This is a genomic window from Lacticaseibacillus sp. 22, from assembly GCF_055413445.1.
In genome coordinates, this window is sequence record NZ_JBVAYD010000014.1 from 43032 (window position 1) to 66939 (window position 23908).

Consider the following 23908-nt stretch of genomic DNA (forward strand, 5'->3'; position numbering starts at 1 on the left):
CTCTTTTCATAAGTATAGAAGCATATGGATCGTTAAAATTATAGCAAAGAACGCGCGGTTATTCAACGCCGCTTCTGACGCCACAACCATCCCCACATGAAGGTCACCGCAATCGCAGCGGCAACAGTGTCTAGCATCACATCCTGAAACAACGGCGTGCGCCCGCCTGTCAGCATTTGATGAAACTCATCAAATGCTGCAATTCCGGTACAACTCAACACCATCAGCGGCCAATGCAACCACCGATTTTTTTGATACATAAACGTCCCTTGCGTCAAACCCAAGCCCAATAAGAAAAAGATACTAACGTGGGCCCCTTTGCGCACAAAAAATTCAACGAACTTAAAATATCCGACTTTAGCAACTGACTGTGTCTCGCCGGCATAATTAAACTGAATGCTACTTAAGAATGGCTTGAACGGCTCATTATGCAACAACCGTTCCATTAACGGGACGGTTGTTTGTTCCTTATAAGTCATGCTAGAACTGACGAACAAAACAAATAAAATTGCGGCCGTCAACCATAATCCCCAATGCCGTTTAAAAGAATTCACAAATTCAACCTACTTTCACTCATACTTTTCTCATCTACTGTATAATGAACCTATTTGGAAAGGAAGTGCTGTTATGTCTTACCCCATTAATTGGAATCTTGATTCAATCTTCCCAGGTGGCATCGACTCGCCACAACTTACCGCACGGATTCAGACAGTGACCGACGAATTGCCCCAACTTGAAGCCCAAGTAGCAGCGTGGTCGCCTGAAGATGATGCCCCTGAGTTTACCGATTTCAAAACGCTTTGGCAACTTTTTGAAGATATCAGTAAAGGTCTCGGCACCACAGGCAGTTTTGTCGAAATGATTGCCAGCGCCGATACTGCCAACTTAAAAACCGGTCCCCTGCTAGGACAACTTACAACACTAGAAACCCGTTTTCAAAACATTAACAACCCCTTGGCAAAGAAATTAGCCGGCATGCCACAAACTGCTTTCGATCAGTTGACGGCTACTGGTACATTGGCTGAGAGTCGTTTCGGTTTAAGTGAAATTCGTGATCAAGCCAAGGAATTACTTGATGATAAAACCGAAACCATGATCAATGACTTGGCGGTTGATGGATTCGCCGGCTGGAGTAATCACTATACAACGCTCAGTGGCAGTCTTAAGTTCCCGATCACTCAAAATGGCGAAACGACCGAGCTAAGTGCCGGCCAAACGCAAAACAAGTTTGAAGGTGCGCCTGATCCTAAGACGCGCAAGGACGTTTTCAATGTTTGGGAACAAGTTTGGAGCGATCATGCCAGTTTGTTTGGCGAAACCCTCAACCACATTGCCGGGTTCCGCTTGACCAACTATCGCTTACATCAGTATCCGGATTATCTATACAAGCCACTGCAATATAACCGGATGAAGCGTGCCACCTTGGATCAAATGTGGCAAACCATCAGCGCCAATAAAGCGCCCTTCGCTGCCTATCTCACCCGCAAAGCCCAATTAACCGGGCAGTCCACCATGCAATGGCAAGATCAATGGGCACCAGTGGTTGTTGGCGACTTCAAGCCGAAGACCTACACTTTTGACGAAGCTGCAGAATTCATTGTTAATAATTTTGCGAAGTTTTCACCTAAAATGGCCGCCTTTGCGCAACATGCGTTTGAAAATGGCTGGATTGAAGCAGAAGATCGACCGGGCAAACGGGCAGGCGGTTACATGACCAGCGTTCCGGATGTCAAAGAAAGTCGCATTTTCATGACCTTTGACGGTTCGGCGTCTGGTGTATCAACCATTGCTCATGAACTAGGGCATGCTTTCCACAGTTCTATTTTGAAGGATATGCCGGTTTTGCGGCAAAACTATGCCATGAACGTTGCCGAAACTGCCTCAACTTTTGCCGAATTGATTGTTGCCGATGCGACGGTGAAAGCTGCTAGCGAACCGGCAGAAAAGCTCAACTTATTAGACGCAAAAATGGCCAATCCATTAGCGATGCTGCTCAACATTCATGCGCGATTCTTGTTTGAAGACAGTTTCTATCAAGAACGTGAGCATGGTATTGTCAGCGTTCCCCGCCTGAAAGCCTTGATGACCGCGGCTCAGGAGAAGGCTTACGCTGGCGGCTTGAGTTCATTTGATCCGATGTATTGGGCCGATAAGTTGCACTTTTATTTTGACAACCCACCGTTTTATAACTTCCCATATACATTTGGCTACCTGTTTTCTAGCGGTATTTACGCTAAGGCACAGCAAAGCGATCATTTTGAAGATGATTATATTGCCTTATTGCGGGACACCGCCAACATGAGCACGGAAGCACTAGCGAAAAAGCATCTCGGCGTTGACTTGACCCAACCAGAATTTTGGCAGCAAGGAATTGATTTAGCCGCTAAAGATGCCCAACAATTCATGGCATTAAGTGAAGCGTATCTTAAGTAGCCTTCTTTAGATCGCTCGGTAGCCTTCAATAAACAAAAAAACTGTTTGCCACATTCGGCGAACAGTTTTTTTGTTTAATCCCCACTGACATTAAATTTAAATATCAACTTAACTGTCATGGAATTTTTCACGCCATTATGAGCTTAGACCTATTCAACAGTAACCGACTTAGCCAAGTTGCGGGGACGGTCAACGTCATACCCACGATCGGAACTCGTGAAGTAAGCCAGCAGTTGTGCCGGGATGATCGTAACCAGTGGCGCCAGAAGCGGATCAATTTCGTCGACGATAATCTGGTCACCTTTTTGGGCTTGGCTCGCCATGGCAATGTGTAACACTTTGGCTCCGCGCGCCTGCACTTCATCGGCATTGCTGCGGGTCCGAGCAGCGGTCACTGGGTCAGAGATGATGGCAACGACTGGGGTATCCTTTTCAATTAAAGCGATGGTGCCGTGCTTTAATTCGCCAGCCGCAAACCCTTCAGCCTGCACATAACTGATTTCCTTGAGTTTCAATGCGGCTTCAAGACTGGCATAGTAGTCGCCGCCACGGCCAATGTAAAAAGCATTGCGCGTGGTTTTGAACATATCGGTTGCCAATTCATGAATCCGATCCTTTTGATCAATCAGTGCTTGTTGGCCGGTTGCTGCCAAACCTAATTGGTGAATCACATCAAAGTCCTTAGCGTTTTGTAAGCCTTTTGCTTCACCAACGGCTTTGGCTACCAAGGCTTCTACCGCAATTTGCGCGGTGTAAGCCTTGGTTGACGCGACCGCAATTTCCGGCCCGCCATGCAGTAACAAGGTGAAAGTTGCTTCACGGGCAAGGGTTGAGCTGCCAACATTGGTAATCGTCAGTGTCTGATAACCTTGCGCTTTGACTTCAACCAAAACCTGACGAATATCAGCAGTTTCACCACTTTGGGTCAGAAAAATAAACAACGGATGTTTGGAGAGTAATGGCTGATGATAAGCAAATTCCGAAGCAACATGGACTTCGGTTGGAATGCCAGCCAGCTGTTCAAACAAAGGAGCGCCAACCAAGCCGGCATGGTAGCTGGTCCCCGCGGCAACAATGTAAAGCCGATCTGCATTCTGTAAGGCTTTCATTAAGTCTTCAGGAATCACCACATGCTGCTGATCATCGGTATACTTTTCAACCAGTCGCCGCATCACAATTGGCTGCTCATCAATTTCCTTGAGCATGAAGAATGGATAGGTTCCCTTTGAAACTTCACCATCATCAACTTTGACGGTAAACGGCTTGCGATCTTCTACCTTGCCATCAAGGGTCTCGATATGAACTGCATCAGCGGTTAGCGTCACAATTTCCTGGTCTTTCAGTTCAACAAACTGATCAGTTTCACTCAACATCGCCAATGCATCTGAAGCAACGACATTGAAGCCTTCACCGCGACCAATCAATAAAGGACTCTTATTTTTAGCGATATACAAAACTGTCGGATCCAAACGATCAACCATCGAAAAAGCATAGGAACCTTGAATCATTTTCAACGTTTTTCGAAAGGCTTCTTTGGCTGACAATCCTTCCCGAGCGAATAGTGCAATGAGTTGAACCACGACTTCTGTATCAGTATCACTGTGCAATTCAATATCTTGAAGATACTGTTGCTTCAAGTCATTAGCGTTGGTCACAACCCCGTTATGCACGAGATAAAAGCGTTCATCGTTGGAAACTTGCGGATGTGCGTTGGCTTCGGTCGGACCGCCATTGGTCGCCCAACGTGTATGCCCAATCCCCATCACACCTTGAACATCAGGCGTTACTGCTTCTTCCAAGTTCGAAATATGGCCAACCCGCTTAATCAAATGATCATGGCCTGCCTGATCATTAACGTAAATACCTGCTGAGTCGTAACCACGATACTCAAGTTTTTCAAGTCCCTTAAGCAAGATTTGGGTTGCATTTTTCTTACCGATAACACCGACGATTCCACACATAGTCAACATCCTTTTCCGACTGTCTCAAAATTGGTTTAGACAGGTTTATTTATTGGTATTGTTAAAAACAAGGCTAACTATATGTTTTACAAAGCGATATGTCAACACCTATTTTTTAGTGGTATACTTTCGTAAGTAAAACCGGTCTATATCTGATCGCCAAAAGCCGGCATTTCGGTTAATCGTTTCCCTTTATAACAAGGTTTTGCCCAAACGCGCACTTTAGTCTTAAAAAAATTTAAAGAATACGCCTAGCAACGGCCACCGAAAAAAATTGATAGAGGCTGGGTCATAATTCTATTTTAGAATCTGATGCTGATTAAAATCCGAATACTGTGGAGGATAAGTAAGAAAGATAGTTCCGGGCCGTGCCAAACTCCGCAATCTCCGGCCAGATAGTGCTGGAACGCTGTGACGGCGCTTGGAGCCTGCAAGACCGGCAGTCTCCAAGTCGCCTAACAACATCAGCGACAAAGCCCGGTCGCTGTGTTGTTCCACGGCTGAGCCCCATCTGGCCTACGATTGCTCCGCTTTGGCACTGGAATCGTTAAAGTCTATTTATGCTTATGCAAGGAATCTAAAAAATCGAACTATTTCTCGATTGGAACGAGAAATAGTTCGATTTTATTTTGAAGCTGCGAATTATGCCTCAGCCTCGATCCACTTTTGGAAAGATTTATCGAATGCTGATCCACCTTACCATCAAGTTTGAGCTTTGGTTATCTAACTCAAACTAAACGAGCTGGCGATTCCATTCGAAACAGAATTAAGCTTCCGAGCTCCCCATTTCCTGCTTAACAACATCGACAATTTGATCAACATATCGTGACACCAAGTCCTCGGTTTTGGCTTCTGCCATGACCCGCAAAAGTGGTTCAGTACCTGAAGGGCGGACGAGTACCCGTCCATCACCAGCCATTTCTTTTTCCACGGTATCAATGGCTGCTTGGATTTCCGGATAGGCTTGCCAATTTTCTTTGTCCGCCACTTTTACGTTGACAAGTTTTTGCGGGTAGTCCTTAACCGGTGTTGCCAGTTCAGAAAGCTTTTTGCCAGTCTTTTTCATAACATTCAGCAAGTGAATACCCGTGAGCATCCCATCGCCAGTGTTGTGGTAGTCAAACAAAATGATGTGGCCGGATTGCTCGCCACCAATGTTATAGCCGTCTTTGCGCATCGCTTCAACAACATGCCGATCACCGACTGCCGTTTGAACCGACTTCATGCCATTTGCTTCCAACGCCTTATACAAGCCGAGATTGCTCATAACGGTTGTAACGACTGTGTCCTGCTTTAATCGACCTTGAGACTTCATGTAGTTGCCCAGGATGAACATGATCTTATCGCCGTCGACAATATTGCCTTCCTCATCGACCGCGATGCAGCGATCACCGTCACCATCAAAGGCCAAGCCAACATCGGCCCCTTTTTCAACCACGAATTTAGCTAAGGCTTGCGGATGGGTTGAGCCAACATCGGCGTTAATGTTCAAACCATCCGGCGTTGTCGCCATCGTATCAAAGTCGGTTTCAAGATCAGCAAAAATACGGCTGACCAATCCGCTGGTGGCACCATTAGCGCCGTCTAGACAAACATGAATGCCACTCAAATCATCAGCAAGCGTCTGTTCCAAGAACTGCGTATATTTAAGGGCACCTTCAGGATAATCATCGACTGTTCCCAATCCTTCTGCAGCAGGGCGCGGCAACTTGTCTTCCGGTGCATCCAGCAAGGCTTCGATTTCTTCTTCGGTTTCATCGGAGAGTTTATAACCATCGGCGCCGAAGAACTTAATGCCGTTGTCTGCTACCGGATTGTGTGAAGCAGAAATCTGAATTCCGGCATCGGCCCCTTGAATTTTAATCAAATAAGCCACAGCCGGTGTGGTAATAACACCAAGATCCAGCACTTCAATTCCGACCGACAGTAAACCGGCAATCAATGCATCGGCCAACATCTGGCCAGAAATTCGCGTATCGCGAGCAACCAAAACCAATGGGCGGCGACTGGCATCTTCCTTATGCTGCGTTAAAACGTATCCGCCTGTCCGGCCTAACCGAAACGCCATTTCCGGACTCAATTCCTTGTTAGCAATGCCGCGAACACCATCGGTACCAAAATACTTTGTCATCTTAATTCTTCCTCATTTCTTCCAGTCATTAATCTTCACTTGTCGATGTGCTTTCACTTGATGAGCTTGATTGAGAAGCACTGGTGATGAGCTTGATTGAGAAGCACTGGCACTTGTACTAGCAGTCTTTGATGAAGTAGCCGAGCTCTCAGCGCCACTGCTATTATTACCACTATTGTCGTCATCACCGCTACCGGTATTACCAACACTGACAGTCACTTTAATCGTTTCCGGACTAGCGGCAGAAATACCATCGTTTAAATCCGTGACATTAAATGTTCGGGTAGTACTTGATGTTATGTCACTGACATCAACGGGAACGGTCAATTTACTGAGCTTGTCCAAACTCTGTTGATCTCCATATACGGTAACCTGTTTTGTATCTGACGACAAGGCATACGTATGTCCGGAGACGGCATTGCCAGTTTGCTTCAGCTCGACATTTATTTTTTTACTGGGCTGGGAAATTGGCAAGGTGACATGCACTGTTTGCGGTGATAGAACAACATTCATGGTATTGCCATTGTCATCCAGTGCCTGTAATAAGACTTCTTGATCAACCGACTTACGCGTATTATGCGCTAACGAGACATTTGCAACCACTTGCGCAATAGAATCGATAACGGAGCGGGCACCGGTCACTTCAACAGTGCGCGTTGAAAGTTTCGGTTCACCAGCTGCATAGCCAGATGCAATACTTGCCTTATTATACCGAACCTGAATCGGCATCGTCTTGTTATCCCGAACCTGGATGTCAACTTTCACTGACTTTGGCGAAATAGAATAGCTAAGATCCTTATTCAATCCTTCCGCCTTCAGCCGAACCCGGTGTTTCCCGACACCCAAATTGGTTAAATCAGCAATGACGCGAAAATTCTGTGTGTTTGCTGTCATTGTGACTAAAGAAGCCGTGCCCGTCAATGCTACTGAAACTTTTGACGGATATCCGGTAATAAAATACTTGTCGGTATTGGCATTAACCTGAAGCGGCACTTTCACGGTCTGCGTTTTATTAGCGACCAAGGTGGTGTCATCATTGGCACTTTGCCGGGTATTATTAATACTCTCGACATTAACATAGGCAAACAAACCGATTGCAAGAAGCAAGGCTAACAACCGATTGACCCATGGTTTATCCCATAAGCGATTCATTGCTTGCCCTCCTTCTTTTTACGTTGACTAAAAAGACGTGAAAAGAAACTGACAACCGGATTGGGATCAGGTGCTTCTTCTTTAGGTACCAGCTGTGCGGTCAGAAACTTCATGTAGTCTTCACGGGTCAGATTGCGAATCAAGTTGTTGTTATTCGTAATCGTGACTTCCCCGGTTTCTTCTGACACAACAATTGTCAAAGCATCCGTGACCTCACTGATCCCCACTGCCGCCCGATGACGGGTGCCAAGTTCTTTGGGAATGAGGTTGCTATCAGACAATGGCAAATAGGCCGCAGCGACAGCAATCCGATTATCCCGAATAATGACTGCCCCATCATGCAGCGGTGTATTAGGAATAAAAATATTGATCAGTAATTCACCGCTAATATCGGCATCAAGCGGAATCCCCGTCTCGATATAATCTTCAAGGCCGGTATTCTTTTGAATGGTGATCAATGCCCCGATTCGACGCTTGCTCATGTACTGAATTGCTTTATCCAATTCCTTGACCATCCGTGCTTCTGCTTCATGCTGATTATTATTGCTACGGAAAATCAGTGAGCCCCGACCAAGATGTTCCAACCCGCGACGAATTTCAGGCTGAAAAATGATCACCAGCGCCGGAACACTCCATGTAATCACCAAATCCGTTAAATACCCAACTGTTTTCAGCTGCAAGAACCAGGAAATGATCTTGATGGCCGCAATCACAAAAACGCCTTTAAGTAATTGAACCGCCTTTGTACCGCGAACCAGCATAATCAAGCGATAAATGACGTACCAGACGACGAGGATGTCAACCAAATTAATAAGTGTGGACCAAGTTAATAAGTTTGCGAGATAGGTGCGCATCCGCGTCCCTCCATTATTGTTAAAAATCGAACTTCTGAATAATTATACCACGAGAAACCGAACGGGCGAGGACGGAAACAAATGACGAAGCGTGGCACCGCCTTCACAGCCTCCAAGTTCAAACGCAGCATCACAATTAGCCTCATCGCCGCAATTCCTAGGCATCGGTCGAGATACGTAAATCAGTTGCATTTTTTAACAAATAGCTTACAATGCAGGTGAGTGAGTACTCACTATCAAAAAAAGAAGGTGCAAATCAAATGTCAACTCAAACAATCGTCCAGGTTTCCGATCTTCAACAAGGCTACGGTACAAAAACGGTGCTTAGCCACATCAATCTAACGTTGAATCGCGGTCAGATTCTCGCTTTGATCGGTCCTAGTGGCGCTGGTAAAACAACTTTGATCAGCACCATTATGGGGATGATCCGTCCTCGCGCCGGGAAGGTTACCGTTTTTAACCAGCACGTTCCCAATCGATTATTATTAGGCCGCATTGGTTTTATGGCGCAAACCGATGCGTTGTACGAAAGCTTAACCGGAGCCGAAAATCTCACTTTTTTTGCCAAAATGCAAGGCGTTGGCCGTTCCTTACTGACCAAACAGTTAATGTATGCTGCTGACGTTGTTGATTTACAAACTGCCCTTAAACAACCCGTCAAGGATTATTCAGGTGGAATGAAAAGACGTTTATCGTTGGCCATCGCTTTAATTGCCAAACCACAATTGTTGATTTTAGACGAGCCAACGATTGGCATCGATCCTGCGTTACGTCGCCAGATTTGGCAGGAATTGCATCGACTGGCAAAACAAGGCGTGACAATTATTTTAACCACCCATGTGATGGCGGACGCTGAAGAAGCGGATCTGCTCATGATGATTCGCAATGGTCAAGCAATCGCTCAAGGCACACCGAAGCAGTTGCAAGTTGACTATCAAGCAGATTCGATTGAAACGGTATTTCTAGCCGCAGGGAGGCAGCAAGATGCGCACTGAAGCTTTGATGATACGAATTTTCAAGGAAATGTTACGCGACAAACGCACTCTGGCCTTAATGTTTATCGCGCCTTTGTTTATCATGACGTTAATCTTCTTCTTATTTCAATCCAACACAACGACAAAGGTTGATTTGGCCGTGCATGGCGTCCAAACATCCTTAACCAAGACGATGGATACGAAGCATGTAAGATTACATCACGTTGGCACTGAAAAACCTACCCGCATAATCAAACAGCATGATTATGCAGGCGTTTTAACGCAACATGGCGATCAGCTTACGTTAACGCTTGCCAACACCGATCAGGGACAAAGCACGCTGTTGAAGCAAACATTACAGGCTGCCACCGTTAAGTTAAGACTAAAAGCTGCGGCCACCAGCCTTAAAACACAAGCGATTGCCTTAAATAAACTGGCGGGCGCGTTACAACAAGCCACGCACGGTGCGGTACAAGTCCCCATCCCGCAACAACCCAAGCAGACCAATTATCGCATGACAACCCACTATCGCTACGGGTCGGCTGAATCCACTTACTTTGATACTTTGTTACCGATTCTTATTGGCTTTATCGTCTTCTTCTTTGTCTTTTTGATTTCCGGCATTGCCTTACTGCGCGAACGGACAACTGGAACGCTTTATCGCTTGCTGGCGACTCCGATTCGTCGCGGTGAAATCATCAGTGGGTACCTACTTGGTTACGGGATCTTTGCGGTCATTCAAACGGTTTTGATTGTCGGCTATGCCTTGGTGGTCTTTAAGATCCAAATTCTTGGCAGCATTCCGGCCATTTTTCTAATCAATTTACTGCTGGCATTAACAGCACTTGCGCTTGGCTTGCTCATTTCAACCTTTGCCAACAGTGAGTTTCAGATGTTGCAGTTTATTCCTATTATTGTGATCCCCCAGATTTTTTTCACCGGATTGATTCCTGTCAATCAGATGCTTGGATGGCTGCAACCCATTGCGCATTTAATGCCACTTTATTATGGTGCCAATGCGTTAACCGGAATTATTACCAAAGGCCAATCACTAGCAGTTTTATACCCTGATGTCATTGCATTAGTAGGCTTTTTCCTGCTATTTTTAGGCCTGAATCTTTTGACAATGCGCAAATATCGTCAAGTCTGAAATTAATTCAATTTATGAAAGAAGTGTAGCTCGATGAAACCGCATAATATCACCGATTTATTCTCGGCATCACTTGCAGATAGTCAGCTATCAACCAAACAACAAGCCGTACTCAAGGCCAGTTTAAAGCTCTTCTCCGAACAAGGATACGATCGCACCAGTACCCAAGAAATTGCCCGGGTCGCCCAAGTCAGCGAAGGCACTGTCTACAAACAATTTAAAACCAAAGAAGGTATTCTCCGTGCGCTATTGGCTCCGATGATTCAACAGGTCATCCCCAGCGCGATCACAGAGTTTATTCATGAAGTTGGCGAGCATCATCTGCCTGATTTGCATACTTTTTTAACGTTTATTGTCCGCGATCGCATGACATTTGCCATCACCAATCAAGCTCAATTGCGCATTCTTATTGCCACCCTTTTGCGCGATTCATCTTTGAGCAAGACACTAGCAGAACAGTTTCAAACGCAATTTCTGGGTGAAGCCACGCATTTACTAACCGCATACCAGGAAAAAGGCGTTCTCGTTAATTGGCCGGTGATCCGAATTCTGCAGTACGTTTTCGGCACGGTGTTCAGTTATCTGCTTCCGGTCATACTCGATATCCAATCACAATTTGATCTCAACACCGCGGTTAATGAAGCCGTCACCTTTCTTGAGCGCGGCTTACAAGGAGAAGTCGCTTATCCTGCCCCGCCAACTCATGAAAATTAGCACTTTTGGTGTTTTCCATCCCGCAGAACGTTAGAATGGAGTTAAACGTTTTTTCAAAGGAGACGTGCTTGAGTCATGAAGAATGAAAAGGAGACGCGGCGTAAGTTTGCCACTGAATCAATTGCAGATTTAATGACTGATTTACACACAACTTCAACCGGATTGAGTCAACAGGAAGCTTCAACCCGGCTCGCAAAATACGGTGAAAATACGATTACCCGCGAAAAGCAGGCATCACAGTTGTTGATCTTTCTCAAGAACTTTACCAGCGTGATGGCGATCTTACTTTGGGTCAGCGGATTTGTTGCCATTTTGTCCGGCACATTGGAGCTAGGCATCGCAATTTGGTTAGTCAATATTATTAATGGTATTTTCAGCTACTGGCAAGAACATGAAGCTCAAAAAGCGACGAATTCACTTATGAAAATGCTGCCGACCTATACGCAGGTCTATCGTGATGGCAAGTTGCAGCAAGTTAATGCGACCCAAATTGTCCCTGGCGATGTGTTTAATCTGCAAGCCGGTAATGCGGTCCCTGTTGACGCCCGGTTAATCAAAGCTACCTCCGTTCAGGTTGATCAAAGTGCCTTAACCGGTGAATCCGTACCCGAATCCAAAAAAGTTGCTTTTGATGCCGGACAAGGCGAGTTTGCCGAGTCCAACCTTGTTTATGCCGGTACCACTGTTGGCGCCGGTACTGCAACGGCGGTGGCGTTTGCAACGGGGATGCATACGGAATTCGGCCAGATTGCCGCGTTAACCCAGCAACAAAAGCGCAGTCTAAGCCCATTGCAACTGGAACTCAATCGCTTAACCAAACAGATTTCGTTGATTGCGATCAGTTTAGGGGTACTTTTCTTCGTTGCTGCTATTTTCTTTGTCCATTATCCGGTCGCGCAAAGCTTTATTTTTGCGCTAGGCATGATCGTTGCGTTTATTCCGGAAGGGCTTTTACCGACTGTCACGTTGTCGCTGGCACAAGGCGTTCAGCGGATGGCAAAAAAACACGCCTTACTCAAAGATCTAAACAGTGTCGAAACGCTTGGTGAAACCACCGTTATCTGCTCGGATAAAACCGGCACCCTAACACAGAATCAGATGACAGTTGATCACGTCTGGACGCCGGCGCACACTTATACCGTCACTGGCCAAGGCTATGTCAACAACGGCGAGATCCAGCTAAACGGTCAACCGATTCACTATGGCAGCGATCCGGACCTGGATTTACTCATCCGACTGGTCGCGTTTAATAATGATACTGAAGTCGAACCGGCAAAAGGCAAAGCACGACCGAAAATTCTCGGCACTCCAACCGAAGCCTCGCTGGTCATTTTGGCGCAAAAATCAGGCATCGATACGAACGCCTACACCCAGAAGTTCCCGCGACTCAAAGAATTGCCGTTCGACTCGGATCGAAAGCGCATGACCACCATCCACCAACACGATCCCCAGACGCTCTCCATCTGTACCAAAGGCTCATTAAGCGATTTATTACCACATTGCGATACCATTCAAGAAAATGGTAAAGTCCGACCGCTAACGCAAGCTGACAAAGATGCCATCGATGCGGCCAACCGTAAATATGCAGCTTTAGGTTTGCGGTCAATTGCCACGGCATATCGCGAAATCCCGCAAGCAGCTGACAAAGAAAAACAGCTCGATGGTCTGACGATTGAAACGGCTGAAACCAAGCTCACATTCGTTGGCCTTGCGATTATGTCCGATCCGCCACGGCCAGAGATTTACGCGGCTATCAAAAAGTGTCATAACGCCAGTATCAAGATTATTATGGTCACCGGCGATTCATCGTTGACTGCTAAATCCATCGCGGTCAAAATCGGCTTAACCTCTGATAAAGCCCGCGTCGTCACCGGCACCGAACTGGATGCTATGAGTAAAGCCGACCTCAAACAAGCGCTTGCTGGTGAAATCATTTTTGCGCGGGTAGCACCGGAACAAAAATATAAAATTGTCTCAACCCTTCAAGAAATGGGTGAAATTGTTGCTTCCACCGGTGATGGCGTCAATGATGCACCCGCTTTGAAAAAAGCCGATATTGGCGTGGCAATGGGCGTGACAGGAACAGACGTCGCCAAAGATGCAGCCGATATGATTCTCACGGACGACAATTTTGCTTCTATCGTTGCGGCGATTGAAGAAGGCCGAACTGTTTACAGCAACATTCAAAAGTTCCTGATTTATATTTTGAACTCTAACCTGCCTGAAGCTGTGCCATCTGCGCTTTTCCTCTTCTCACGTGGCGCTATTCCCCTACCGTTAACCGTGATGCAAATCTTAACCGTTGACCTCGGAACCGACATGATGCCTGCTTTGGGACTGGGATCTGAAAAAGCCGAGCCCGGGATTATGGACAAACCACCGCGCGCACGTAATGCTCACCTGATGAGCCGAACCGTCTTGTGGAAAGCCTTCGCGTGGTACGGTCTGATTGCTTCAATCATCTCTAGCGGCGCTTACTTCTTCGTCAATCATCTGGACGGCTGGCCGACACACGGTTTAGCCACAAGCGGTTCAACTTATGTCATGGCGACTACCATGACCTTAGCTGCGATTATCTTCTGTCAAATTGCTGCAGCCATGAATTGCCGCACGGAAAATGCCTCAGTCTTCAAAGTCGGTTTGTTTGCCAATCGACTTGTCTGGTTCGGCATTATCTTTGAAATTTTCCTGCTGGCCCTACTCAGTTACACCCCGTTCTTACAGGAACTCTTCCACACGGGCCCACTAGCCCTCACCGATTGGATCTTCCTAGCCATCATCCCGATTCCACTCTTCTTAATCGAAGAAGGACGGAAATGGCTCAATCGTCGGCGCTTAGCCCATGCGAAGGTAAAGCGTGTCGAATAAGCAACACTAAGAAAATGGCCTTGGAATTTGAACTTTCCGAGGCCATTTTTTAGTGTCACTTTTAATTTTTAAAGCCAAATTACCATGCATATCTTTTGATAAACGAAATAAACTTATGCTACACTCGTCGCGAAAATGAAAGCGGGTGCATATCCAGAACTTACCTAGCTGATGCAGATCATTCTGGCCAATCACCAATTTTTAAAAACCGCCACCGTTTCGCCAATCGCACAAAAAGCTAATGCCAACACAATAATGATATATGGCCGATTAATATGAATCACCGTCGCTGCGGCCACCAAACTTCCAACCGCCAGCCATAGACTGATACAACAAACGATATCCAGCCACACGCCTTCACTATGCCGACTATGCTTCTTCATCGCGATCACCTCATCACTATGGTACCCGATTGCAGCTGCTTGTACTACTCTTTTAAAAAAACCGAATAAGCACGCCCAAGCGTAAAGTTTGCATTAATCTATCTCACTGCCTTAAATTTAAAACGGTATTGGGAAATTACGAACTAATAAAAATCCCATTGCACTATTTACATGAAACGTTGGCATTTATGAAAGAAGTGATATCCCAAATCAAAATAAACCTAATTGTTGTATCTAAGTATTATCACACAAGGCTTTGGTGTTGATCCTATTTAAGTGTCGTTATGATACAAAAGCTTTTTGTAAAGGGGTTGGATTTTTATGGGCAAGATAAAGATTAATATTTGGACTGCCATTTACGACATTGTTGCCTGCTTTATCTTCGCATCATCTTGGTTTGTTATCTTTGCAACTGCCGTTAATGACGCGGCCAATAAAACCAATGTCACATCTGGCGCAGGCATTTTCTTTTACACAGTTGCGTGGATTGGCGTAGTTCTAAACGCTGTTGCACTATGGCAGAGCTACAAACACCATATTTCACTTGTCGGCGGAATCCTGGGAGTCATTGGATCACTCTGCTTTGGCATTTCTGCTGTATTTGCGTTTCCTGCTATTGTTCTATTAATTATTGCTATTGTGTTCCTGTTTTTGCAACATCCACGCAAGCAAAACAAGGTTGCTTAGTCAGCATGATAGTCCTAGGAGGAGAAAATGAAAAAACTGATTTTAGTGACAGTCGCAACCTTATCAATATTTTTTTTAGCCGGTTGCAGTAGTTCCAGTTCAGCAAGTAAGGATAACTCGTCAGCCTCGAAAACTTCCACTGCTGAAAAAGCAGAAAAGGCAGAAAACAAAACCTCTACCCCAAAAAGTGGTTGGTCTTTTAAGAATGATACTTGGGTCACAGCAAATATGACCTTCAAGTTCACTAAAGCAGAAGTCCAGGATGCCTACGAGCAAGGAAAGAAGAATCTTGTCTTATTTGTGGACGTTACAAACACTTCCAAGAAAGAACAGATGCCAATGGCTGGAATGGTATCGATGAATGTTAAACAAAAAAACGACACTTCAAATGTCGACTTAACCAGCGGAATGCCTAAAATGAATGACGATGGCTCAAATCCTTTCGAAGCGCAAGAGAACGCTATGCATAATAACTTACTACCAGGTAAAACTGTTCAAGGTGTCTTTATTTATGAACTAAAAAATGATAATCCAGTGACTGTTACGTTTGAAAATGCCAGTTTCCAAACTATTGGCACCAAAACCTATAACGTGAAGTAACATTTAGACGCAATAATCGGCCCTCGGAAAATCTTCCTGTCAATGCTTATTCTCCACCATAAGCGTTAAGATTTTGAGGGCTATTTTTGTTGTCCAAAAATATAAAGCATCGTTTCGAAGGTTTTTAAAGCAGCCAAAAGCTCCAAACAAAAAAGCCCGCCAAGTCAGCCTTTTAAGCTAACCGTGGCGGACTGAATGGTACCAAAACCCTCAGCGGCGGTACATCTTAAATTCTAAGAATAAATCATTGTATAGACCAACTTTGGCAGGTGGCAGATCGGAATAGATCTCAAGATGTTTCATAGTTTCGTCATCAGGGTAGAATTGGCGATCGTTTTGAACACTTTTAGGCAATAGCTTTTTAGCCGTTGCATTTGGTGTGGCGTAACCCACGTATTCTGCATTTTGAGCGGCGTTCTTTGGCTCCATCATGAAGTTGAGAAAGGCATAGATCGCTTTGAAATGCTTGGCCGTCTTAGGAATGACAAGGTTATCAAACCAGAGATTGCTGCCTTCTTGAGGAACGACATAGTGCAGGTGTTTATTATTAGCCAACATTTCGCTGGCTTCACCTGACCAGTCGACGGCAATTTTAGCTTCATTTTCTGCCATGTACATCTTGATTTCATCCGCAACGACAGCTTTGACGTTGGGTGATAACTGATCGAGTTTGGCTTTGGCAACAGCAAGCGTCTGCGGATTAGTTTCGTTGACCGATTTGCCTAGCGAGATTAAGGCTGGCGCAAAAACGTCACGGGCTGAGTCGATCAACATAATCGAATCTTTAAACTTCGGATTCCACAATTGGTTCCAGTGTTGGACCTCACTGGCATTGACAAACTTGTCATTATAAATAATGCCCAGTGTGCCCCAGAAATACGGAATGCTGTACTTGTTGTTTGGATCGAATTCTTTATTAATTAAACGCGGGTCCATATGCTGCATGCCGCGTAATTTACTTTTATCCAGCGGTAATAGCAAATTGGCCTTCTTCATTTTCTCGATCATATAATCTGAAGGAACAGTCAGGTCATAGCTGGTGCCGCCCTGTTGAATCTTGGTAAACATCGCTTCGTTGGAATCAAAGGTCTCTTGATTGACATGATAGCCAGTTTGCTTTTCAAATTTACTGATCAAGGCCGGATCAATATAATCGCCCCAATTAAAAAGATTCAGTGTATTGTCACCGGTATCTCCTTGCGATTTTTGTAAGTTCTCGCTCCAAACAGCTAATCCGAGACAGACTGCCAGGATCGCAACCGCAATACTAATGAGTCGTTTCATTGAGTAACGCCTCGCTTTCTCGCTTGTGTTTTGCCCGCCTGCTCTGTCCCGCTTGTTGGATAAAGTAGTACCCCACCACCAGCAGCAAAGCAAAGACGAACATCACGCCAGATAATGCGTTGATTTCCAAGCTAATTCCCTGACGTGCCCGGGCATAGATTTCCACCGCTAGCGTTTCAAAGCCGTTACCGGTCACAAAGAAGGTTACGGCAAAATCATCCAGCGAATAGGTGAAGGCCATGAAGAAACCCGAGAAAATTCCCGGTGTGATATATGGCACAATGACCCGCGTCAGCACCTGATAGTTTGAAGCACCCAAATCACGCGCAGCATCAAGCATGGAATGGCTCATTTCCTGTAGCCGCGGTAAAATCATCAACACCACAATCGGAATGGAAAAGGCAATATGGCTCATCAGTACCGACCAGAAACCCAGCGGCACTTTTAACGCGGTATAAAAGATTAAGAAACTGGCCCCAATGATGACATCCGGACTGACCATTAAAATATTGTTCAATGACAGCACCGTATTTTTAACCACCGGCCGACTGGTACGATCAATCGCAAGCGCACCTAATGCCCCGATAATCGTGGCGATCAGGCTGGATAGTAACGCCACAAGCAGTGTATCCAAAACGATTTGAATCATCCGGGTATCCGCAAAAAGTTCGGCATAGTGTTTCCAGGTAAACCCGGAATAGTTACTCATACGATCGCCGGTTGAAAATGAATAAATGACCAGATAAAAAATCGGAACATATAAACAGATGAAGACGAAAATCAGATAAAGGTTGGACCACTTAAACTTACGCTTCATGACGGCGGACCCCCTTCTTCTTTCGTTCACCGGTTAGGAACATAATCACAAACATGGCCACAATCAAGACCACGCCGATTGTGGAACCCATCCCCCAGTTCATGGTGGTGAGAAAATGCTCTTCAATCGCGGTCCCTAGTGTGATCACCCGGTTCCCGCCGATCAAGCGCGTTAACATGAACAGGCTCAAGCTAGGGATGAACACTGCCTGAACGCCCGATTTAACGCCGGAAATGGTCAGTGGCCAGACAACTTTGGTAAATGTCTGCCAGCCTTTGGCACCCAAATCACGTGAGGCATTGACCAAATTTTCAGGTAATTCTTCAATCGCATTGAAAATCGGTAAAATCATAAACGGAATTTCAATATAAGCGGCGACAAAGATAAAGCTGAAATCAGTAAACAAAAATTGCTGCGGGGCAATTCCGAACATGCCCAAGAAACTATTCACGCCGCCATCCTGACTAAAAATGCCAATAAACGCATATGCTTTAAGCAACAAGTTAATCCAGGTTGGCAGAATAATCAGCAGCAACCATAGCTGCTTGTGCTTGGCATAATGCAGAAAGTAAGCGGTCGGATAGCTGATTAGCAATGTTGCAAGTGTGATTAAAAAGGCATACCAGACTGAATTAATCGTCATCATAATATAAGTGCCGGACTGAAAATAAGTCTGATAATTTGCCAAGGTAAAATGGCCGCTAATATCAAAGAAACTTTGATAAACGATCAACACCATTGGCGCGATCACAAACAACGCGAGCCACATCACGTAAGGCGTGTAAAATGCTACATTCGTGGTGGATTTTTTCACGATGACCCTCCTCAGATTAGAAATCAAACGGTGCTTAGCCGAAACCGTGCGTTAACGGACACGGTCACAGTAAAGTCGCTGTCAATACTGTGCTTAATCGCCTTCATAAGTTTCCAGCCGCGCATCGAATTCTTCTTCGGATTCGTTTAGCCGCATAACGTGAATGTCTTCAGGATCAAACGTCAACCCCACCGTCTCGCCGTCTTTTGCCGGATTGGTCGAATGAATCAACCACTCATTCTTAAGCTGATCGTAAGCAACAATTTCATAATAATCGCCGCGGAATAATTGGGTATCGACTTCAACGTTCACTTTGCCGGCATCGGCTGCGGTGATATCAAGATCTTCTGGCCGTAAAACCACTTCGACCGGTTCATTCGGCCGCATCCCTGCATCGGCACATTCAAATTGCTTACCGTTAAATTCGACCAGGAAATCTTTAATCATATGCCCCTGAATGATATTACTTTCACCAATGAAATCCGCAACAAAGTGATTCACCGGTTCATCGTAAATATCAACCGGGGTGCCACTTTGCTGAACCTGACCATCATTCATGACAAAAATTTCATCTGACAGTGCCAATGCTTCTTCTTGATCATGGGTCACAAACAAAAAGGTAATCCCGAGCCGTTCTTGTAACTCGCGCAGCTCATACTGCATATCTTTACGTAACTTTGCGTCCAGTGCCGATAATGGTTCATCCAACAATAACACTTGTGGCTCCAGCACAATGGCGCGGGCGATGGCTACCCGCTGCTGCTGGCCGCCAGACAATTCAGAGATTTCCCGGTCAGCATAGCCTTGCAACCGAACCATTTTAAGCGCGTCTGTCACCTTGGTCTTAATCGTTTCCTTGCTCATCCGATGCAGACGTAATCCAAACGCAACATTGTCAAAAACATTAAGATGCGGGAATAACGCATAATCTTGGAATACCGTATTAACCTTGCGCTGATTTGCCGGTACATCATTAATCCGTTTGCCATCAAAAAGCACTTCGCCTTCCGAAACATCCAGAAACCCGGCAATGGCGCGCAGAATCGTCGTCTTACCAGACCCGGACGGACCAAGTAATGTGTAGAACTTGCCTTGTTCAATTTCGATATTGACATCTTTTAATACCTGCGTGTCGCCATAACGTTTTCCGACATGCTTCAGTTCAACAATGATATTGCTCAATGACCCCAACTCCTTATAGATAAGATGCCGTCGCAACCAGCAGGCATTTGCTGCGACCCGTTGCGGCGTTCACCAGTTGATGTTGTTTCGTTGCGTGGAAATAAATAGTTTCCCCTTTTTTAGCGACATAAGTCTGTTCACCCAGCAACAACTTCACTTTGCCGCTAACCACATACACAAACGTTTCCGCCGGTGATGGTTCGAAAGTTTTAAAAATCCCATCCGGTGCAAAATCAATCATCACCGGCTCCATCTCGTTTTCATTACTCTCCGGAACTAACCACTTCAATTGATAACCTTTGTCCTCATCAAGATAAGTCACCTGATCCGAAGCATGATAGACCAGTGAATCAACTGGTTCTTCACGGAAAAAATCGGCTGGCGACTCACCTAAAACGCTTAAAATATCAAAAAAGGTTTCCAGTGACGGCGAACTTTGATCATGTTCAACTTGCGAAATATAACCCTTTGATAAATCAGTTCGTTCCCCTAACTCTTCTTGGGTCAGGTTTTTGCGAATGCGCAAATCACGAATTTTACTGCCAATGTCCATGGCACACCGCCTTTATAAGTTTCGTTAAACTAAACTTTAAGTTTACTAACTCTGCCTATTATACGAACGTCACGCACCAACGCAAGCTTTTATAGCTGATTTTCAAAAAAAAATTTCACGGCAGCTTAAATGCCCTTTGATACAACAAAACGGCGCCCGCACATGCTCATTTGAGAACATCTGGTCGCCGTTTGTTTGTCGAGCTATTTTTTAATCCCAGTTCCTAAACTTCTTCCATCGAAGTTAAAGTTGCAGCATTTTCCGCGAAGTTAACATTTTGATTTAAGCGCTGGGCCATGGCCATGGTGATATACCCTTTTTCAAGTAGGTCGTGAATAGCCGTTCGCTCGACTGCAAACGCAATCGCGCGTAATCGGCCGAGTTCATGTTCATATTGCGTTGATTTGTGGGTGTTCAATGCTTTAACCGATGCAATTCGATTGCGGTACTGAACAATCAACGAATAAATCACTTGACGGTTGTAATGATGGGCCTTGTTTTCTTTTTGGCGTAGAAATTGGGACAAATACTTCAAGCCGCCTTTTGCCGTTTCCTTTTCAATAAACAGTTTCTCATTGAAAAAGCGATGCGAGCGATTCTGTTCACTCGCAACCGTGTACCAAAAGTGGGATAGCTTCAACGCGGACCGGTCAAGAAGCATGCGCAATGTTGGTCGGCCGGAGCGTTTCGCCATTGAATTCAAATCATCCAGACGATGCTGCAGTTGTTTGTGAGCTTTGGCATAACTTTTGGACATGATTTTGTTCTCGCGCCATAAGTCATCTAACGCATATAACTCGCCTTGGACCCCCACCTTACGTAAATCAAGCTCATCTTGAACCAATGGCGGAATGGCGGCGCCGGTATCCTCGGCTAGCTCCAGGCGCCGAATCAGGTTTTGATATTCGGCGATCAGATCAAGTGCCGCTTTTTGATTTGACTCCCGCCGCTCGGATTCAACGCGACGAACTGCCATTTGATAGACAAACAGCTGAGCTTGACGCTGAGAGATAATGCGAACATCGTGACTATTTTCATCATCCTCGGCGACATCGCTGCTACCATCTGCGGCAATCGTGGAGCCACGGGTTTGCAACGGTGCGACTGAGCGCGTCACCAGCGGCAAGGCTACAATCGCCACGATTAAGCTCAAGACGACAACGCCGGCAGCAATAAACAGCATCAGACTGCGCTCGGGAAACGGCTGGCCATTTGCCAATGCCGCGGGAACAGCAAACACACCGACTAGCGTAATAGCACCGCGGACACCCGAAATACCGCTTAACAACGCCGCCCGCCAAGAAGGAGGATTGCCTTTTGAACGAACCGTAAGCCACATGTAGCCATAAATCCATAACGTCCGCAAAACCAAAATGCCGAGATAAACAATCACAACAAATTCAAGAGCTTGCCATGTGTTGACTTCATGATCGGCTATTGTGTCCCGCATGGCAACAGGAAGCTCAATCCCTAAGATAAGAAAAATAATCCCATTCAGGGTATAAACAATTAAATCCCACGTCCGTTCAGAAACAATCCGCAACTCCGGCAACGCAGCGACATACCGATTATGCTGCGTATTGCTCAGTAAACCGGCTACTACGACAGCAATGACGCCAGAAGCATGCATAAATTCATCCACAATCAAATAAATGAAAAACGGTGTCAACACCTGCAAAATCGTATGCAAAATGACATCATTGATCCCTTGTTGCAAAAGCCAGTTGCGACTCAAATTAATCAAGCCGATTAGCACCAAGCCAGCTAACGCCCCTACTAACGCCACATAGAAAAAGTCCCGAACAGCATGGCCAAGTGCAAATGCTCCGGTCATGGTGGCCGCGATGCCATACTTAAACCCAATCAAGCCACTGGCATCGTTGATCAGACTTTCGCCACTCACCAAGTGCAAAACCCCGCTTGGCAAATGCACACGCTTAGCCAAACTCTGTACCGCAATCGGATCGGTAGGACTAAGGATGGCTGCCAACGCAAAACTCGCTGGTAACGGTAATGGCGGAATCAGGAAATGAATTAAGTAACCTCCGACCAGCATCGTTGCAAACACCAGAAAAATGGCGTTCCCCATAATCGGACCACGCAACTCCCATAGTTCTCGCCGCGGAAAATGCCGACCATCGTAAAACAGCAGCGGGGCAATGAAAAGCAACATAAACCAATCAGTCGCTAAATTGATCGTTAAATGAAAAAATAAAGCCGCGCCTAGTCCCAGCGCGACTTGAATCAAAGAAACCGGGACAGCCACAATGTAATGACTGAGCACGTTTGAGATGATGACCAATGCCATCAAGAATAAGACGGCTTCGACTAAATGCATTGTGTAGCCCCTTTCAAATAGATTTTAAGATATTGCTTAGTGTAACGGTTCGCCAATGATCCGAACTTCAGGCTCTAGGTCAACGTCAAACTTGGCTTTAACCGTTTTTTGAATAAGGTGGATCATATCAAGATAATCGGTTGCCGTTGCATTGCCTAAATTAATGATAAACCCGGCATGTTTTTTCGATACCTGCGCACCGCCAATGATATGCCCTTGCAAACCGGCTTTTTGAATCATCGGACCAACAAAATGATCCGGGGGACGTTTAAACACCGAGCCACATGATGGATACTCCAGTGGCTGTTTAGCTGCCCGTCTTGCATTGAGTTCATCCATCTTGGCCCGAATAGTAGGCTTATCGCCAAACTTCATGGAAAAGGTGACACTCAAGACAATGTCACCGGTATCTTGAACCACACTATGCCGATAGCGAAAGTTTAATTCACGATGATTGTAAGTTTTGAGTTCCCCTGCGCGCGTCAAAACGTAAGCCTGACTGATCACACTGCAGACTTCACCGTTATAAGCGCCCGCGTTCATGAATAACGCGCCACCGACACTGCCGGGAATCCCGGCCGCAAACTCAAGTCCGGTTAATCCGGCCCGGTAAGCGGCTTCGGTTGTGTCAATCAGCCGGGCCCCCGCCTGAGCCGTTACATCGTTACCATTCACGGTGATTTTTTTCATCGCCGTTAAAATCAAGACTAACCCCCGAATGCCGCCATCACGCACAATTAAATTGCTGGCGTTGCCGATGACCGTTAACGGCATATCCCGCTCCCGAGCCATTTCAACCAAAGCCTGAACTTCAGCCACGTCTTTAGGAAACGCAAGCAAATCAGCCGGCCCACCGGTTTTTGTAAAGGTATAATGACTCAACGGCTCATCATGCAACATGGTGATACCTTCAAGTATCCGTGGTGCGTCTACCACAACATCAGGTCCTTTCAAAAAGACTACTTACTATTTTAGCAGAAATTCGGGCGCATGAACACAGAACGACCTATGAG

The 23908-nt window shown here is 45.7% G+C and carries 20 protein-coding genes; 7 read left to right on the forward strand and 13 right to left on the reverse strand.

Annotated features, from left to right (window positions below; genetic code table 11):
• Positions 1-62: 62 nt before the first annotated feature.
• A complete protein-coding gene (locus tag ACWP87_RS08100) occupies positions 63-554 on the reverse strand; it encodes a VanZ family protein (protein WP_005716007.1) in 492 nt (163 codons plus the stop codon).
• Positions 555-627: 73 nt separating this feature from the next.
• On the opposite strand from ACWP87_RS08100, the gene ACWP87_RS08105 reads away from it, so the two are divergent.
• On the forward strand, positions 628-2433 hold the full coding sequence (locus ACWP87_RS08105; protein ID WP_014569395.1) for a M3 family oligoendopeptidase: 1806 nt from the start codon (positions 628-630) through the stop codon (positions 2431-2433).
• Positions 2434-2582: 149 nt separating this feature from the next.
• Here ACWP87_RS08105 and glmS read toward each other — a convergent pair whose 3' ends face one another.
• The 4 genes from glmS to cdaA all read right to left on the reverse strand — a co-directional run bounded on the left by glmS (position 2583) and on the right by cdaA (position 8531).
• Positions 2583-4394: a glutamine--fructose-6-phosphate transaminase (isomerizing) gene (gene glmS, locus ACWP87_RS08110; protein WP_005716005.1), complete on the reverse strand. Its 1812-nt coding sequence runs from the start codon at positions 4392-4394 to the stop codon at positions 2583-2585.
• A gap of 766 nt (positions 4395-5160) precedes the next feature.
• Positions 5161-6525, reverse strand: coding sequence for a phosphoglucosamine mutase (gene glmM, locus ACWP87_RS08115; RefSeq protein WP_014569394.1), 1365 nt, complete (start codon positions 6523-6525; stop codon positions 5161-5163).
• 12 nt (positions 6526-6537) lie between these two features.
• The gene (locus ACWP87_RS08120) at positions 6538-7677 is read right to left on the reverse strand and encodes a CdaR family protein (RefSeq protein WP_014569393.1); all 1140 of its coding nucleotides are present in this window, start codon (positions 7675-7677) and stop codon (positions 6538-6540) included.
• The gene (gene cdaA, locus ACWP87_RS08125; RefSeq protein ID WP_005684581.1) at positions 7674-8531 is read right to left on the reverse strand and encodes a diadenylate cyclase CdaA; all 858 of its coding nucleotides are present in this window, start codon (positions 8529-8531) and stop codon (positions 7674-7676) included. Before cdaA ends, ACWP87_RS08120 begins: the two co-directional genes overlap by 4 nt.
• Positions 8532-8791: 260 nt before the next feature.
• Between cdaA and ACWP87_RS08130 the strand changes: the two genes are divergently transcribed.
• The 4 genes from ACWP87_RS08130 to ACWP87_RS08145 all read left to right on the forward strand — a co-directional run bounded on the left by ACWP87_RS08130 (position 8792) and on the right by ACWP87_RS08145 (position 14237).
• A complete protein-coding gene (locus ACWP87_RS08130) occupies positions 8792-9526 on the forward strand; it encodes an ABC transporter ATP-binding protein (RefSeq protein ID WP_014569392.1) in 735 nt (244 codons plus the stop codon).
• Complete coding sequence (locus ACWP87_RS08135; protein ID WP_014569391.1) at positions 9516-10655, forward strand: ABC transporter permease; 1140 nt, start codon at positions 9516-9518, stop codon at positions 10653-10655. Before ACWP87_RS08130 ends, ACWP87_RS08135 begins: the two co-directional genes overlap by 11 nt.
• A gap of 33 nt (positions 10656-10688) precedes the next feature.
• Entirely contained in the window at positions 10689-11369 is a 681-nt protein-coding gene (locus ACWP87_RS08140; RefSeq protein ID WP_014569390.1) for a TetR/AcrR family transcriptional regulator, read from the forward strand.
• Positions 11370-11444: 75 nt separating this feature from the next.
• On the forward strand, positions 11445-14237 hold the full coding sequence (locus tag ACWP87_RS08145) for a cation-translocating P-type ATPase (protein ID WP_014569389.1): 2793 nt from the start codon (positions 11445-11447) through the stop codon (positions 14235-14237).
• A 191-nt stretch (positions 14238-14428) separates the two neighbouring features.
• On the opposite strand, the gene ACWP87_RS08150 is transcribed toward ACWP87_RS08145, so the two are convergent.
• A complete protein-coding gene (locus tag ACWP87_RS08150) occupies positions 14429-14620 on the reverse strand; it encodes a hypothetical protein (protein WP_014569388.1) in 192 nt (63 codons plus the stop codon).
• 321 nt (positions 14621-14941) lie between these two features.
• On the opposite strand from ACWP87_RS08150, the gene ACWP87_RS08155 reads away from it, so the two are divergent.
• Together ACWP87_RS08155 and ACWP87_RS08160 are read left to right on the forward strand one after the other, a co-directional pair.
• Positions 14942-15307 carry a hypothetical protein gene (locus ACWP87_RS08155; protein WP_005688760.1) on the forward strand — a complete coding sequence of 122 codons (366 nt, stop codon included), beginning with the start codon at positions 14942-14944 and terminating at the stop codon, positions 15305-15307.
• A gap of 27 nt (positions 15308-15334) precedes the next feature.
• Positions 15335-15907 carry a DUF5067 domain-containing protein gene (locus tag ACWP87_RS08160; protein ID WP_014569387.1) on the forward strand — a complete coding sequence of 191 codons (573 nt, stop codon included), beginning with the start codon at positions 15335-15337 and terminating at the stop codon, positions 15905-15907.
• A 210-nt stretch (positions 15908-16117) separates the two neighbouring features.
• On the opposite strand, the gene ACWP87_RS08165 is transcribed toward ACWP87_RS08160, so the two are convergent.
• From ACWP87_RS08165 to murB, 7 genes are all read right to left on the reverse strand, one after another.
• Positions 16118-17191 (reverse strand): ABC transporter substrate-binding protein, encoded by a 1074-nt coding sequence (locus tag ACWP87_RS08165; RefSeq protein ID WP_005684572.1) that lies wholly within the window; start codon positions 17189-17191, stop codon positions 16118-16120.
• Positions 17175-18008 carry an ABC transporter permease gene (locus ACWP87_RS08170; RefSeq protein ID WP_005684571.1) on the reverse strand — a complete coding sequence of 278 codons (834 nt, stop codon included), beginning with the start codon at positions 18006-18008 and terminating at the stop codon, positions 17175-17177. The genes ACWP87_RS08165 and ACWP87_RS08170 overlap by 17 nt, the downstream gene beginning before the upstream one ends.
• Positions 17998-18822, reverse strand: coding sequence for an ABC transporter permease (locus ACWP87_RS08175; RefSeq protein WP_005684570.1), 825 nt, complete (start codon positions 18820-18822; stop codon positions 17998-18000). Before ACWP87_RS08175 ends, ACWP87_RS08170 begins: the two co-directional genes overlap by 11 nt.
• 93 nt (positions 18823-18915) lie before the next feature.
• Positions 18916-20004 carry an ABC transporter ATP-binding protein gene (locus ACWP87_RS08180; protein ID WP_005688752.1) on the reverse strand — a complete coding sequence of 363 codons (1089 nt, stop codon included), beginning with the start codon at positions 20002-20004 and terminating at the stop codon, positions 18916-18918.
• A gap of 13 nt (positions 20005-20017) precedes the next feature.
• Positions 20018-20557 (reverse strand): helix-turn-helix domain-containing protein, encoded by a 540-nt coding sequence (locus ACWP87_RS08185; protein WP_005684568.1) that lies wholly within the window; start codon positions 20555-20557, stop codon positions 20018-20020.
• Positions 20558-20780: 223 nt separating this feature from the next.
• The gene (locus ACWP87_RS08190) at positions 20781-22895 is read right to left on the reverse strand and encodes a cation:proton antiporter (RefSeq protein ID WP_014569386.1); all 2115 of its coding nucleotides are present in this window, start codon (positions 22893-22895) and stop codon (positions 20781-20783) included.
• 36 nt (positions 22896-22931) lie between these two features.
• Positions 22932-23831, reverse strand: coding sequence for a UDP-N-acetylmuramate dehydrogenase (gene murB, locus ACWP87_RS08195; protein ID WP_015764894.1), 900 nt, complete (start codon positions 23829-23831; stop codon positions 22932-22934).
• Between the last annotated feature and the right edge of the window lie 77 nt (positions 23832-23908).